The sequence below is a fragment of the Phenylobacterium sp. genome (genome assembly GCF_035309685.1).
In the GTDB taxonomy this organism is placed as follows: domain Bacteria; phylum Pseudomonadota; class Alphaproteobacteria; order Caulobacterales; family Caulobacteraceae; genus Phenylobacterium.
Genome location: NZ_DATGEX010000027.1, coordinates 1 through 13,047, shown reverse-complemented (window position 1 = coordinate 13,047; position 13,047 = coordinate 1). Strand labels below are relative to the sequence as shown.

The following is a 13,047-nucleotide window of genomic DNA, read 5'->3' as shown; positions in this document are numbered from 1 at the left end:
TAAGCGACTAGCCTTCGCGATCGTAGCGGATCTGGGCGGCCAGGCGGTCGAGACGTGCTTCGAGTTCGTCGCGATCGCGATCGCTCAGATAGCCGCCGCTTGTCCGATTGTATTCATCGCGACGGATGTCATTTAGGGCGCGCTCCGCATCCTTGCTTTCGCGCTTGGAGAGCCGACCGTCAGCGCGGCTGCGTTGGATGCGCTCATCCATCCTGGCGATGCGATCTTCGATGCTTAGCCTGTCGTGGCCGACGTAGGTGGCGTTGGCGCTATAGCCGCCGACATTCGGGGGCGGACCATCGATCCAGGCGCCCTCGCGGTCGTAATAGCCGTAGGCGACCGAGCGATCGGCGCGGTTGTCATGCCAACGGCCTTCATTGTCATAGAATCCATAGGCGTGGGCGCAGTCGCGCGGGCCGCGCGAGGCCTGGTTGCCGATGACTGCGCCGCCAACGCCGCCGATGATCGCGCCAGTGCCTTTTTCGCCGTGGCCGGCGACGGCGCTGCCAAGGAGCGCGCCGGCGACCGCACCTAGGGCCGTACCTGCTGCGCGGTTAGCGCTGCGCTGCTCGCAGGTTTCCTGCGCCATGGCCAGTGAGGGTATGAGTGCGACCGCAGCGACGCCAGCGGCCACCAAATGCTTACGCATGAACTATCTCCTTTGGTGTGGGATTAGTCCCTCGCCATTGGACTGAAAACGTTATCTAGCGGCTAAGGTTCCGAAATCGGCCGGCGCCGGCTAGGGTCAGGGATCATCAGGGGAGCTAAGAATGCAGGGTCTACGGGGTCTGGTTGTCGGTGTTTTGGCGGGCCTGGCGGCCTCAACGGCGGCGCAAGCTGCGCCTTCGCTCGAGCCGCATGATTTCACCATCAAGGACTTCCATTTTCGGTCCGGAGAGACCCTGCCGGAGCTGAAGCTCCACTATTACACCCTGGGTCAACCGAAGAAGGACGCCGCGGGTCACATCACAAACGCGGTCCTGATCTTGCATGGCACCGGCGGCTCCGGCCGCCAGTTCGCTGCGCCGCAGTTCGCCGACGTGCTCTTTGCGCCAGGCGGACTGCTCGACCCGGCGAAGTATTTTCTGATCATGCCCGACGATATCGGTCACGGGGCCTCGTCTAAGCCCTCCGACGGCCTTCACATGCGCTTTCCGCACTACGATTACGCCGACATGGTCGAAGGCGAGCACGCGGTGGTGAGCCAGGCCCTGGGGGTTCAGCAGCTTCGCCTGGTGATGGGCACCTCGATGGGGTGCATGCATACCTTCCTTTATGCTGAGATGTATCCAGACGGCGCGCGCGCAGCGATGCCATTGGCCTGTCAGGCCCTGGCGCTTGGGGGACGTAACCGACTTTGGCGCGAGATGGCGGTCACCTCGATCAAGGCCGATCCAGCCTGGCAAGGCGGCGACTACACCAGCGAGCCCCAGCTTGGGTTACGCGGTGCGGAGAACCTGCTGCTCCTGGCCGGCCAGTCGGCCTGGCCGATGCAGGTCGCCATGCCCAGGGGCGAGCAGGTCGACGCCTGGTACGCCGCACAGATTCCTGAGCGCATCAAGACCGCCGAGGCCAACGACCTGATCTATCAGTTGGAAGCTTCGCGCACCTATGACCCTTCGAAGGACCTGGAGAAGATCAAGGCGCCGCTGACCTGGGTGAATTCGTCTGATGACTTCATCAATCCTCCAGAGCTGGGCCTCGCCCAGGTTGAAATCAAACGCATCAAGGCCGGGCGCTTTGTCCTCATTCCGTTCGGACCCGACACCCATGGCCACGGCACCCATACCTGGGCGGTGTTCTGGAAGAATGATCTTGCCGAGCTTTTGAACCGCTCAGGCGGTTAGGCGGGCCTGGGCCTCAAGACGTCGTGCTCACCGACCATGTGGCGTCCTGGATCTCAGCATGGGCTTCCAAATGGCTGGTGATCGCATCGAGGTCGTCGGCGTTGGCCGTAGTCGGCACCAGGGTCGCGGCCAGTTCGACGATTTCGTCGCCTTCTGAGACCACCTCGATCTCGCGAACGGGGTAGTGGTAGCGCTCAAGCTCATCATAGATGAGGTCGCGCGCGCTGGGCGCTTCGGCCGGCGCGCAGGTCACATGGATCTGATAGAGCGCCTCGGTCTCGCCAGGCTTGATCGGCCGGCGGTTGACGTAGTCGACCAGGGGGCGAAGCAAGGTGTTGCCGCCCAACACCAGGGCTGCAACCGCGGCGGCCTCGCCAAGCAGCCCTGCGCCGGCGAAGGCGCCGACTGCGGCGGTGCTCCAAAGCGTGGCGGCCGTATTGAGGCCGCGGACCTGGGTTCCTTCTTTCATGATCACGCCGGCTCCCAAAAACCCGATGCCGGTCACCACATAGGCCACGATATTGGCTTCGCCGCCCGGGCCGGCCAGCCGATCACCCAGGTGGACGAAGGCCGCGGTGCCGACCGAGACCAGGACCATGGTCCGAAGGCCGGCGTTGCGTTGGCGGATCTGCCGCTCGAGCCCGATCAGGCCGCCCAAGGCGAACGCTGCGACCAATCGAACGATCGTCGTCAGGACCGGGGCGAGGTCTGGGCTCAACATCTGCGGTCGTCCCCCAGTTTGAGGCGATAAGCCCTATAGTAGCGGTTTTCTATCGGACGTAGCTGGCGCCATTGATGTCGATGACCGCGCCGGTCATGGAGGCGGGCGCTTCCAGGGCCAAATAGGCCACGCAATTTGCGATTTCTTCTGGATCGGCCACTTTTCCAAGCGGGATATCGGCCAGCAGTTTGTCGCCCCCGCGGCTCGCCAAATAGTCCTCGGCCATGCCGGTCATCGTAAAACCTGGGCAAACGCCAAAGGCCAGGACGCCTTCGCCTGCATAACCGCGCGCGATCGACTTGGTCATGGCGACCATGCCGGCCTTGGAGGCGGCGTAGTGCCAGTGAAGCGGGCTATCGCCGCGATAGGCGGCCCGGCTCGCGACATTGACGATGCGACCGCCCTGGCCGCGCTCGCGCCAGTGCAGCACCGCGCGTCGACAAAGATCGGCCGAGGCTTGCAGGTTGATCTGCAAGGTCCTGCCCCAGGCTTGGCTCCAGGCCTCGTCTGGGGCTTCCAGGGCTATGGGCTCGAAGACGCCGGCGTTATTCACCAGGACATCGATGCGCCCCTCGAGCTGGTCGAGCGCGCGCTCCCAGAGCCGGTCGGCCGCAGCAGGCTGGGCGAGGTCGGCGCCCACCACCCGATCGGCGTCGCTGCGGCCATGACCTATGAAGCGCTGGCCGCGCTCATCCAGCGTCTCAGCGATCGCCTTGCCGATCCCGCGCGTGGAGCCGGTGACCAGGATGTGGGGGCAAGGCTTGGTCATGGCGCGTTCGCCCTATTCTTCTGCCACGCCACCGGCATCGGATCGCGGCCGTCTTCGGCTATGAAGCGCTCGATGCGGGCGCGAAGGATCGGCAGCGGGACGCTGCCCAGTGAAAGCACCGTGTCGTGGAAGGCGCGAATGTCGAACTTGGGACCAAGGGCGGCTTCGGCCTTGGCGCGGGCCTCGGTGATCGCCATCATGCCCAGGTAATAGCTCAGCGCCTGACCGGGCCAGGAGATATACCGGTCAACCTCGATCTCGATGTCATGATCGGCCAAGGCGGTGTTGTCGTGCAGATACCGAATGGCCTGAGCCCGCGTCCAACCCTTGTGATGAATGCCGGTGTCCACGACGAGACGGGCGGCGCGCCACATCTGGAACGTCAGCATTCCGAAGCGATCGTAGGGGGTGTCATAAAGGCCCATCTCGACGCCAAGCCGCTCGCAATAGAGCGCCCAGCCCTCGCCGTATGCTGAGATGTAGACGTCGCGCCTGAAGTCAGGGAGAGCCTCCTGCTCTTCGGCCAATCCGCCTTGCAGTGCGTGGCCTGGGGCCGATTCATGCAAGGTGAGGGCGGTGAGATTATAGAGCGGCCTTGAGGGCAAGTCGTAGGTGTTCAGAAGATAGGTTTTGGCCCCGCCGCGGGCTGACGTGTAGAAGGGCGCGATGTCGGGCGCCACCGGCTCGATCCCAAAACGACTGCGGGGCAGCCACCCGAAGAAGGCCGGAAGCTTGCCGTCGACCCGCTTTGCGATCCACGCCGCGCGGTTGAGGAGCTCCTGTGGGGTTTTCACATAGAACTGGGGGTCGGTCCTGAGGAAGTTCAGGAAGGCCGGGAAATCCCCCTGAAAGCCGGTCTCCTTCATGACCACCAGCATCTGGGCGTGGATCTTGGCGACTTCTGAGAGCCCAAGCTGGTGGATCGCCTCGGGATCCATGTCGAGGGTCGTGAACTCTTTGATCTGAGCGCGGTAATAGGCCTTGCCGTCAGGAAGGTCCTCGGCCGCCAGCGCAAGGTTGGCGTGGGGAATATAGTCCTCACGCAGGAAGCTCAGCAAAGACCGGTAAGCCGGCTGCACCTGGCCCTCGATCGCAGCGCGGGCCTGGGCGCGTAAGGCTTCCTGCTCGGCTGGGGGCACCGATGCGGGCATGGCTTTGAAAGGCTTCCAGAAGGGCGTTGCTTCAGCGCCCTTGGCCTCGGCGATCATCGAGACCGAGACGTCGCGACCGCTAAGCGTCGCCCTTGGCGGGGTGAACCCGCGTTTCAGGCCTGCGCGCATATTCACCGTCTGCTCGGCGAAATAGCGCGGTATGTCGTTTAGTTGGGCGATGTAGTTTTTATAGTCCTTCGTCGAGTGAAATGTCCGCGAGGCGGTAAAGCCCAGGTTGGCCCAGAACGATGAGTCCGAATTGAATGGCTTTTCGTATTCGCGGAATGTCTGCTGCGCGATCAGGGTGTCAAGCTGGTCGCGGTAGACTTCGAAGTTGACCGCTTCGGCCTGCGAAAGGTCAGCCTTGTCGACGCCGTCAAGGCGATGGCGAACATCTTGCCAGTAGGCCAGCCTTCGCGCCTGATCGGCGGCGTCGACGCGCGGCAGATGGTCGGGAAGTGCAGCTTCACCACGCTCATTTCCGGGGAACTCGCCTTTACGCCAGGCCCATTCGGTTTTGTAGATCGCCTGGAAGCGCGCATCGCTATCCCCAGGCGCCGCAAAGGCCGCGGGGGCTGCGACCAGGGCGAAGCTGAGGGCGGCCAAACCGGCGAGCCTTTTTACCTGCATTGCGCTCTTCTCCAATCGGGCGAAACCACAATGGCCTGGGCCTGGGCCGACCTGACCGGTAACGAATTTCGCAACGCGGTAAAGGCCAAGCCTGGGCTTTGACGCTACGGCGCTGCGCGCGGTGCAGCCTCGAACTGCGCGACGCCGTCGCTGATGCTGTAGTAGTCGCCCTTGTCGGCGATGAAGATGTGCACAGCAAGCTCGGTTTGGGTCGGCGTGTCGAACGCCCCCATGGCGATGGCGGTCACGTCCTTGGACTGGTTATCCCAAAAGAGCGAAGATCCGCAGACCGCGCAAAAGCCCCGCCGCACCTTCTCCGAGGACTGGAACCAGGTGATGTGCTCTTCGCCCTGGATCATCACGGCTGATCTGGCGACATCGGTCGATGCAAAGACGTGTCCGGAATGTTTGCGGCACATGGTGCAATGACACGCATCGGGCCCTGGCAAGGCTCCTGAGACCTCAAAGGTGATTGCGCCGCAGAGGCAGGAACCCTTGTGCATACCAACGTCTCCAGGAAACTCGACGAACCGGGCCTTTGGCGAGGGTGATAGCGATCCGGCGCAGAGAAGTCATCCCGCCGACCGGGCCGTTAATTTGAGCTCCTGCGATTTGCTGGAATTGAACAAATCCACGCCGAGCGCAGGCCAAAGCCGGAGGCGATGACGCCTCGGACGCGCGTGCAGATGAATTTTCACCCTGCGCGGACGGCCCTTCTGGCCGGCGCGGCGCTTTTTGCTGTTCCGGCCGCGACAAGCCCGCCGATTCGCAGCTTCGATGGCGAGCTGAAGCCCCGCACCCAAGTCCGCACGACGTTCAACACCAGGCGCCTAGCGTCCAGGCAAAAGGGGTGTGATCGTCGTCCCGGCGAATTGGACGGCGCCGACTTGGGGACAATCAGGGCTCAACGTCTCACCGTACCCGCGGCCCGGCTCAAACACCCGACACCTTGGCCGGCATGCCTGCCGTGACCCGAACTTGATGTCCTCATAGAGGTCATCAGCCGAGCCACGGCCGACACGCGCTTGGCTAAAGCGAGGCTGGCGCGATCAGAGAACCCGAGGCGCGGGGTGCGCGCGCATCACCTTTGGTGTGAGCAGGCGACGTCGTATTGCGCAACCGAGGCGGTATTGCCTGAGTTCTGCGGTTGCTGCCCGGCATAAACCGTTCCGGCTTTTCCGTTCGGATTGAAGGGCGAACCTGGCGAGGCGGCCGCGCCGCCAGGCGTCAAGGGCGCAGTTGCGCTGCCACATGTTTGGTTGGGTTGACCGGTCGTAGCCGGGCCCCGAAGCGTGGTTGATGTCTGTGGGGCGGAGGCGGAGGTTGTCGCCGCCGGAGCACCGCGCGCAGCCGAGGCCGGTCCAGACGGCGGATGTCCCGCGGCAAGCGCCGCAGCTGGGATCGCCATAGAAAGACACGCAACCAACAACGTCGAAGGTCTATTCATATTCATTCCTCCTTGGACCCGGCCTCCACGAACGTGCGCCTCCTCGCAGACTGGCTGCCAGGCGGACGTCGACGGCGCAGCCTGCGAGCATCGCTGGCTTGAGCCCGACCCCGGCCTTACGAGGCGACAAACGTAAAACGACCAAGTGTCCTTAAAGCGCCCTCAGCCTTCCCGGCTCGCCTTACGTGTCAGGCTTGGAAAGGTTCCTTCAAAGTTGAGCTGACGCGCCGATAGGCGCCGTAAGGTTCTGCTGAGCAAGGACTTCAATGGGCTTCCGGGACAGGGGTTGCAAAGCCCAGCGTGGGCGCTCGTGAGCGCCCATGAGGTCCTGAAATGCATTGCACAGCTGGACCAGGCGAGCTTCGAGGTTTTGCGGCGCGCCCGCGAAGTCAGTGAAGGCGCCTTTGCGTCGCCGACCCTATGGGACGGTGCTAGGGGACAGTTCTAGTCGGGCAAGTCCTTGCGCGGGATAGCCGCCACCTCTTCGGGGGTGAGCTTGCGCAGCGACTTTGCGATGATCGGCTCGCGAAAGCCGTGATCGTTCAGGGTCAGGTCGAGGTCCAGCGGTGAGCAGATCCAGTCTGATCCGCGAACCTCGTCAACAAGGACGACGTCTAGGTCTTTGCGCACGTGGCTCCCCTTGGGGAGGCCCACTTGATAGATGTCATGCTGGCCGACGCGAATATAGAGGAAGGACCCATCGCCAGGCGCGCTCCAACCTTGCCAGGTGCTGCTGGCGAAACAGGGAGCTTCCGACTTTTTATCAGGCGCGGCGTTGGCGGTTTGCGAGGTGATCGCGGCGACCATAAGGCCTGCTGCGATCGGAAGAAGACGGATGACCATCAGCAACCTCCGGGTCATGACTGCAAGATTTCATCCTAGGATACCAGAAAAGCCGGATCTTCCGATATCAAACTCCGTTTCTCGGGCAAGACACCGGTTTAGCGCCGCGCGGCGCAGGTTGATTGCACAACGGTGGTTGCCCTTGGCGCAATCATCGCGCACAGGACGGCCATGGCCCGCAGGCGACCCGACCGCGCTCAAACTCTAAGAAGCCGCCGCATCTGGTGGGATCGCCACGGATCGTTTGCGCGTGGCATGATCGCTGGGACCATTGTAACCCTGCTCGCCACCTGGCTCGTACACACCGTGCTTGCGCATCTTTGAGTTTGAGCGGTCGGCCAAGACGCCGACGGCTTCAACGCCCGGCCTGTCGGTCAGGAAGGCTGATCGAGCTTCACCTTTACGGGCCTCTGAGAGACGGGCAAAAAAGCATCCACGGACCCACGACGTCAACAAGCGGTCCGGCAAGTTGAGAACCTGGACTTGCCGGCCCCGCGAAGCCCACGGATCAGCCTTTGCGGACCTCGAACCTCCTAGCAGGGCTGGCCCTGGCGTTCATCGTTGCGACGCAAGCCGCCGCTGGCCCGCGAACGCTTGAGGCCGGGGCGGTCGCCGCACCGGATCGCTATGGCGCGCTGGCCGCCCAAGAGGTGCTGAAGGCCGGCGGAAATGCGGTCGACGCCGGCGTCGCCGTGGCCTTTGTTCTGGCCGTCACCTATCCGGAGGCCGGCAATCTGGGCGGCGGCGGGTTCATGACCCTCTACGTCGATGGCAAGCCCTATTTCCTCGACTATCGCGAAACCGCGCCGGGCAGGGCCAGTGCGGGCATGTATCTCGACGCCAAGGGTCGCCCGATTGTCGAGGCGAGTTTGGTGGGGCCGTTGGCCGCCGGGGTCCCCGGGACGGTGCGCGGCATGGCTGAGGCGCATCGACGTTTCGGAAAACTCTCCTGGGCGCAGGATTTGGCGCCGGCCATCCGCCTGGCGCGCCAGGGCTTCAGCGCGCCGCGCGACGAGATAAGCCTGCGCGACGCCAACAGCCGAAATTTCGCCAAGACCAACTTCAACCGCTATTTCGGGCAGATGGCTGCGGGGCGCACATTCCGCCAGCCCGAACTCGCCGCCACGCTTGAGCGTATCGCGAGAGAGGGCGCCAAGGACTTCTACGAGGGCCGAACCGCCGGGCTGATCGTAGCCCAGATGGGCCGCGGGCCTGGCCAAGGCTTGATCAGCAAGACCGACCTCGCCGGCTATAAGGCGGTCTGGAGAGCGCCGCTTGAGGGCGAATGGCGCGGGTTTCATCTGATCACCGCACCGCCCCCAAGCTCTGGCGGCATCGCGCTTTTGCAATTGCTGGCGATGAAGGCGGATGACGCTGCGCTCTTCAAGGGCGTCGCACTGAATAGCGCGCAATATTTGCACCTGATCTCGGAGATTGAAAAACGCGTGTTCGCCGACCGCGCGGAATATCTCGGTGACCCGGATTTCTGGAGAGTCCCGGTCGCTGCGCTGACCGATCCTGCCTATATGGCCCGCCGCGCCCGCGAGGCCGATCCGGCCAAACCCTCGGTGCTGGCCAGCGCGAAACCGGGTCTGGGCGCTGAAAAACCCCAGACCACGCACTTTTCCGTCGTCGACCGCTGGGGCAATGCGATCTCCAACACCTACACCTTGAACGGCGACTATGGCTCAGGGGTGATCGTCGAGGGCGCAGGCTTCCTGCTGAACGACGAGATGGACGACTTCTCCGTAAAGCCCGGCGCGCCCAACCAGTTCGGCGTGGTCGGCGGTGACGCGAATGCAATCGCGCCCTTCAAGCGACCGCTCTCGTCGATGACGCCGACCATCCTGACCAAGGACGGAAACCTGGCGATGGTCATTGGCACGCCGGGGGGCTCGCGTATCTTCACCTCGATCTTCCAGGTGCTGGCCGACGTATATGATTTCCACCTGCCTCTGGCCAAGGCCATGGCGGCGTTGCGTTTTCACCACCAGCTGCTGCCGCAGAACACCATCTTCACCGAGCCCTACGCATCACTTCCACCCGCCTTGGCGGCCCAGGTGAAAGCCCGCGGATACCGGGTGGAAAAGCAGGGCTTCAACGGCGACATGGAAGCCGTTCAGGTGGTTGGCGGTCTTCCGCAGCCGGCCTCTGACCCACGCGCGCGCGGCGTCTCACTGGTCGTGCGCTAGCTTCAAAGCAAAGTAAGCCGCCAAGCGCGGCTGCTCCAGCTCTTGGGGCCCTATAGAGCGCTCCGTGCCTGCTGCTCACTGCCAGACGCGATTGTAGATCGACGTCCGCCAAACCATCGGCAGCGATCCAGGTGAGGGATTGCCGGGGGCGTGGGGATCGGCCACGACCCCACGCTCGACAAGTTCGCGCGTGACGCGGCCGAAGAGCTCATGCCAGATCTGGGTGTAGAGGGCCTCGTAAGGGACGCCCTGACGCAAGGCCGTAAGGCCCGTCAGGTCCGCGCGCATCGCGGCGTAATGGCCTTTCGTCCAGCGATCCAGGATAGCGCGGTTCTCAGCGAGGGCCGCGCTCAGCATCGCTTTATCCTGCCGGTCGAGCACCGGCGCCGTCAGCGTCCAGCGACCGTCACGCCCATGTGCGACGTAGCCGGTGACAGCCAAGAGCTGAAGGTCGCGCTCCAGGCCAGCGAGATCGCCGGTCCCCGGCGTTGTCGCAAGCGTCGTGGCAAGCTTCTTGGCGTCTTGCGGCTGAGCCCGCAGGGCGAACAGTATTGGGCCAAGCTGACGCGCAAACTCTGCGGTGAGAACATTCGTCTCGCCAAACTGCAGGTCGTCATGCAGTCCGATCGCCTCAGCAGCGGCCCGGACGGGAGCCGTCATCTGATCTGGATGGGTGTCGAGGAGATCTGGGAAGTTCATCCGCGGATCGCTCATCGGGTCGCCGAACGAGGCGAAGGCGTAGTCAACCGGATTTGGGTTGAGGTTCGCGGCCCCGGCGGGGAAGGTCGTGCTGCCCCAATAGTAGCCGCGGTAGTCGTAACTGGCCTGCTCTTCCGACGCCCAGAAGCTGTACTTCCAGTCCGGGCCCTCAACCAGGATCGGCTTTCGGTAGCCGGTGTCGAACAGCAGATCGAGCCCCTGCCAATTCAGTCCAACGCCCACGATCAACGCAAACGCCAGCCGTTTTGGGTCGACGGTGGGGACGTTGTACGCTGCGAAAATCGAATTTAAGCGGGGCGCATCGCCGACATAGGCGGCGACCAGGCTTGGCGCGTATCGCGCGACCATGCCGTGGATCAGCTCCATATCGGCCGCGGTGAAGTAACTGAACCCCAAGCGCACGAGGTCGCCGTCCGGACGGATCAAGCGCACCCGGATCAGGTCGTCGAGCGTGGCGCCGGAACCGGCCAACTGCGCCTCGGCTTTGGCGCGCGGCATCGGCGCTGCTTCCAGGTCATAGATCAAGCCGCGCACCGCCTTGTCGCCAAAATAGGTGCGCGCGAGGTCCCGTGGCGCGTGCGGCAGGCTTCCGGCATAACCGCTCATGAATTTTCGGTCCTGGCCAAACGCCGGCGGCGCGCCAATGCAGGCCAACGCCAGCGCGCCGATCAGGGTGGCCCGCCAAATTGCAGTCACCCGAAAAATGCAAGGCATGGAAACTCCGAGGAAGGGGGAAGCCATAGGAAAGCGCAAACGGAAACGGTGATGCGCTGCGGTGCGGGTCTCGGGAATGCTGCTCTCCGCCTAAACCTAAACCACGAGGCATTCGAGATGCCCCATGCAACCCGAGTGGAAGGGGGGCGTCGCGCCTCGATTTCGGCCCACCCGACTTCGACGCGCATTTCCCCACAGGCCAGCACCGAATATCGCGGGGATTAAAAAGCGTTGGCAAGTGGCGCGCGAAGGTCACCGCCTCGGCGAGGCAGATTCCCGCTACTAACTGCCTGTTGGCGGGCGTCTTCCACCTTTCGCTTTGTCCGCCACCCATTCGAAGGACGGTTGTCGCCTTGGGCGAAATTCGAGATCCGCCGGAGACGCCTTGGGGGCCCTCACTCAGTCGTGCGTATTTTGCGCGCCCGGCTTAGCCAGCGCCGCTCCCATATGGGCGGGTGATTACTTCCAAGTAGTGGCCGTCGGGATCGGGGAAGTAGACGCCGCGGCCGCCATCGTTGTGATTGATCTCCCCTGGACGGCGGCGCATCGGATCGGCCCAATGGTCGAGCGAGCGTTCGCGGATGCGACCCAGAACAGCATCGAAGTCGGCCTCATCGATCAGGAAGGCGTAGTGCTGTGGCTGGATCGAGCCCTCGGCGTCGGCGAAGTCGAGCGAGACGCCGTTGTCGAGTTCCACGACGTCGAAGTGGCCGAAGCGGGTGGGCGCCGGGCGACCCAGTATCTGGGCCAAAAACGTTGCGGACTTCGCCTGGTCGGTCGACCAGACGATTGTATGGTTGAGCTGAGCGGTCATGGTTCGGCCTCCGTCGAGTGCGCCCAAACATCAGCTAGTCAGGGGCTATTCCCCATTCAACCGATCCCCGCCGAACGATCGCAACGAAAGTCCCTGGATTCGGCGGCCTGCGGATCGCTCCGAGCCAGGGTAGTCCCAATCCTGGAAGCGCTTCAGGTATCCAGGCTCTTGCGAAGATTGGCGCGCTGAGCGCCGCGGCGGTGGCCGTAGCATGGTCCCGCAACGCGACCTGGAGCGATCCAATCAACCGATGGCGAAGAAGACCGCGAGCGCCCTTGTCACTGCCACGATGGCTTCAGCGTCGAGGTGTCCTATCGCTCCACCGACTTTGTCGCGTTTCACTGACATTGCCTTATCCACCATCACTTGGGAGCGCTTTCTCAATCCGTTGGTCGTTGTCGGCTCGATCGTCGTGCGGATCAGAGGCGCATCCACCAGCGTCCCCGACAGGAGCAGCACCGTCACCGTGGCAGTCTCGTCGAACTGGTCGGATTGAATGATCAGGGCGGGGCGCGGTTTTCCAAAATCACCGGGCAGGGCGATTGTCACGAGGTCGCCTCGCTTCACGCCTCCCCCTCGGGACTAAGATCAACAAGGGCGGCGTCCATGAAAGCATCAAGATCGTGATCTGCCGCGTCAGCCGCTGCCACGATCCGCGATTGCCGCCGACACTCCTCCGCGAATCCCGGTCGCCGGATGTCAGGCACCCATATCTGGATCGGTCGCAAACCGGCCGCGCGCAGCGTGTCGCGGCGCTTCTGGACTCTCTGATTTATGGGCGTCGGCAACGTAGAATTTCCTCGATACCTGTTACATGTAACATAGGCGTAATTCGCGAACTTGCAAGCGGCGGGCCACATCCTTCTGGTCGCCGCTGTTCTGCGACCAGGTCGTCGCGGTGCTCGAACCAAAGCAGCCGACGCGTCAAGTGCTTGTGGCGGCGCGGCTCTCGAGCCACATAGTCTCAGTCGGGCAATGGCCGCTTGGCGTCGCTCGCCACAGGCGGCGGATAAAGCGCCGCCTCCAGCGCCTCATCAGTCCAGTCCTCCAGCGGGCGGGCTCCGTCCAGCCCGGCGCGGTCGGCCCGCTGAAGATAGGTCCGAACCGTCGAGCGGGCCAACCCGACCCAGAGGCGATCGCCGACAGGTTCTCCCCAAACAGCGCCCTCAGCCGCAAAACTTCTCTGATCCGCCGCATCT

General features: G+C 63.6%; 12 protein-coding genes and 1 pseudogene. 2 read left to right on the top strand and 11 right to left on the bottom strand.

Features of this window, described 5'->3' with window-relative positions; translation table 11 throughout:
- Nucleotides 1-7 precede the first annotated feature (7 nt).
- A complete protein-coding gene (locus tag VKQ35_RS09015; RefSeq protein ID WP_324360712.1) occupies nt 8-649 on the bottom strand; it encodes a glycine zipper 2TM domain-containing protein in 642 nt (213 codons plus the stop codon).
- 121 nt (nt 650-770) lie between these two features.
- Here VKQ35_RS09015 and VKQ35_RS09010 point away from each other — a divergent pair, with 121 nt between their 5' ends.
- Nucleotides 771-1,847, top strand: a complete 1,077-nt coding sequence (locus VKQ35_RS09010; protein WP_324360710.1) for an alpha/beta fold hydrolase — start codon at nt 771-773, stop codon at nt 1,845-1,847.
- Between the two features lie 13 nt (nt 1,848-1,860).
- On the opposite strand, the gene VKQ35_RS09005 is transcribed toward VKQ35_RS09010, so the two are convergent.
- From VKQ35_RS09005 to VKQ35_RS08985, 5 genes are all read right to left on the bottom strand, one after another.
- Nucleotides 1,861-2,568: an MgtC/SapB family protein gene (locus VKQ35_RS09005; protein WP_324360708.1), complete on the bottom strand. Its 708-nt coding sequence runs from the start codon at nt 2,566-2,568 to the stop codon at nt 1,861-1,863.
- Between the two features lie 49 nt (nt 2,569-2,617).
- Nucleotides 2,618-3,337 carry an SDR family oxidoreductase gene (locus tag VKQ35_RS09000; protein ID WP_324360706.1) on the bottom strand — a complete coding sequence of 240 codons (720 nt, stop codon included), beginning with the start codon at nt 3,335-3,337 and terminating at the stop codon, nt 2,618-2,620.
- Nucleotides 3,334-5,118 (bottom strand): DUF885 domain-containing protein, encoded by a 1,785-nt coding sequence (locus tag VKQ35_RS08995; protein WP_324360704.1) that lies wholly within the window; start codon nt 5,116-5,118, stop codon nt 3,334-3,336. The genes VKQ35_RS09000 and VKQ35_RS08995 overlap by 4 nt, the downstream gene beginning before the upstream one ends.
- A gap of 104 nt (nt 5,119-5,222) precedes the next feature.
- Nucleotides 5,223-5,621 carry a GFA family protein gene (locus tag VKQ35_RS08990; protein ID WP_324360702.1) on the bottom strand — a complete coding sequence of 133 codons (399 nt, stop codon included), beginning with the start codon at nt 5,619-5,621 and terminating at the stop codon, nt 5,223-5,225.
- Between the two features lie 1,388 nt (nt 5,622-7,009).
- Nucleotides 7,010-7,408 (bottom strand): hypothetical protein, encoded by a 399-nt coding sequence (locus tag VKQ35_RS08985; RefSeq protein WP_324360700.1) that lies wholly within the window; start codon nt 7,406-7,408, stop codon nt 7,010-7,012.
- A 515-nt stretch (nt 7,409-7,923) separates the two neighbouring features.
- Here VKQ35_RS08985 and ggt point away from each other — a divergent pair.
- Complete coding sequence (ggt, locus tag VKQ35_RS08980) at nt 7,924-9,600, top strand: gamma-glutamyltransferase (protein ID WP_324360698.1); 1,677 nt, start codon at nt 7,924-7,926, stop codon at nt 9,598-9,600.
- A 75-nt stretch (nt 9,601-9,675) separates the two neighbouring features.
- Here the strand turns inward: ggt and VKQ35_RS08975 are convergent, their stop codons facing one another.
- The 5 genes and pseudogenes from VKQ35_RS08975 to VKQ35_RS08960 form a co-directional block, all read right to left on the bottom strand.
- Nucleotides 9,676-11,061 carry a hypothetical protein gene (locus tag VKQ35_RS08975; RefSeq protein WP_324360697.1) on the bottom strand — a complete coding sequence of 462 codons (1,386 nt, stop codon included), beginning with the start codon at nt 11,059-11,061 and terminating at the stop codon, nt 9,676-9,678.
- 400 nt (nt 11,062-11,461) lie between these two features.
- Complete coding sequence (locus tag VKQ35_RS08970) at nt 11,462-11,848, bottom strand: VOC family protein (RefSeq protein ID WP_324360696.1); 387 nt, start codon at nt 11,846-11,848, stop codon at nt 11,462-11,464.
- 243 nt (nt 11,849-12,091) lie between these two features.
- The gene (locus VKQ35_RS08965) at nt 12,092-12,415 is read right to left on the bottom strand and encodes a type II toxin-antitoxin system PemK/MazF family toxin (protein WP_324360695.1); all 324 of its coding nucleotides are present in this window, start codon (nt 12,413-12,415) and stop codon (nt 12,092-12,094) included.
- Nucleotides 12,412-12,708: an antitoxin MazE family protein gene (locus tag VKQ35_RS22040; RefSeq protein ID WP_414692328.1), complete on the bottom strand. Its 297-nt coding sequence runs from the start codon at nt 12,706-12,708 to the stop codon at nt 12,412-12,414. The genes VKQ35_RS08965 and VKQ35_RS22040 overlap by 4 nt, the downstream gene beginning before the upstream one ends.
- A gap of 104 nt (nt 12,709-12,812) precedes the next feature.
- Nucleotides 12,813-13,047, bottom strand: a pseudogene (locus VKQ35_RS08960) (hypothetical protein); the annotation flags it as partial.

Coding starts and splice junctions, on each gene's coding strand:
- VKQ35_RS09015 (WP_324360712.1), bottom strand. CDS start 649: ATGCGTAAGCATTTGGTGGCCGCTGGCGTCGCTGCGGTCGCACTCATA.
- VKQ35_RS09010 (WP_324360710.1), top strand. CDS start 771: ATGCAGGGTCTACGGGGTCTGGTTGTCGGTGTTTTGGCGGGCCTGGCG.
- VKQ35_RS09005 (WP_324360708.1), bottom strand. CDS start 2,568: ATGTTGAGCCCAGACCTCGCCCCGGTCCTGACGACGATCGTTCGATTG.
- VKQ35_RS09000 (WP_324360706.1), bottom strand. CDS start 3,337: ATGACCAAGCCTTGCCCCCACATCCTGGTCACCGGCTCCACGCGCGGG.
- VKQ35_RS08995 (WP_324360704.1), bottom strand. CDS start 5,118: ATGCAGGTAAAAAGGCTCGCCGGTTTGGCCGCCCTCAGCTTCGCCCTG.
- VKQ35_RS08990 (WP_324360702.1), bottom strand. CDS start 5,621: ATGCACAAGGGTTCCTGCCTCTGCGGCGCAATCACCTTTGAGGTCTCA.
- VKQ35_RS08985 (WP_324360700.1), bottom strand. CDS start 7,408: ATGGTCATCCGTCTTCTTCCGATCGCAGCAGGCCTTATGGTCGCCGCG.
- VKQ35_RS08975 (WP_324360697.1), bottom strand. CDS start 11,061: ATGGCTTCCCCCTTCCTCGGAGTTTCCATGCCTTGCATTTTTCGGGTG.
- VKQ35_RS08970 (WP_324360696.1), bottom strand. CDS start 11,848: ATGACCGCTCAGCTCAACCATACAATCGTCTGGTCGACCGACCAGGCG.
- VKQ35_RS22040 (WP_414692328.1), bottom strand. CDS start 12,708: ATGTGGCCCGCCGCTTGCAAGTTCGCGAATTACGCCTATGTTACATGT.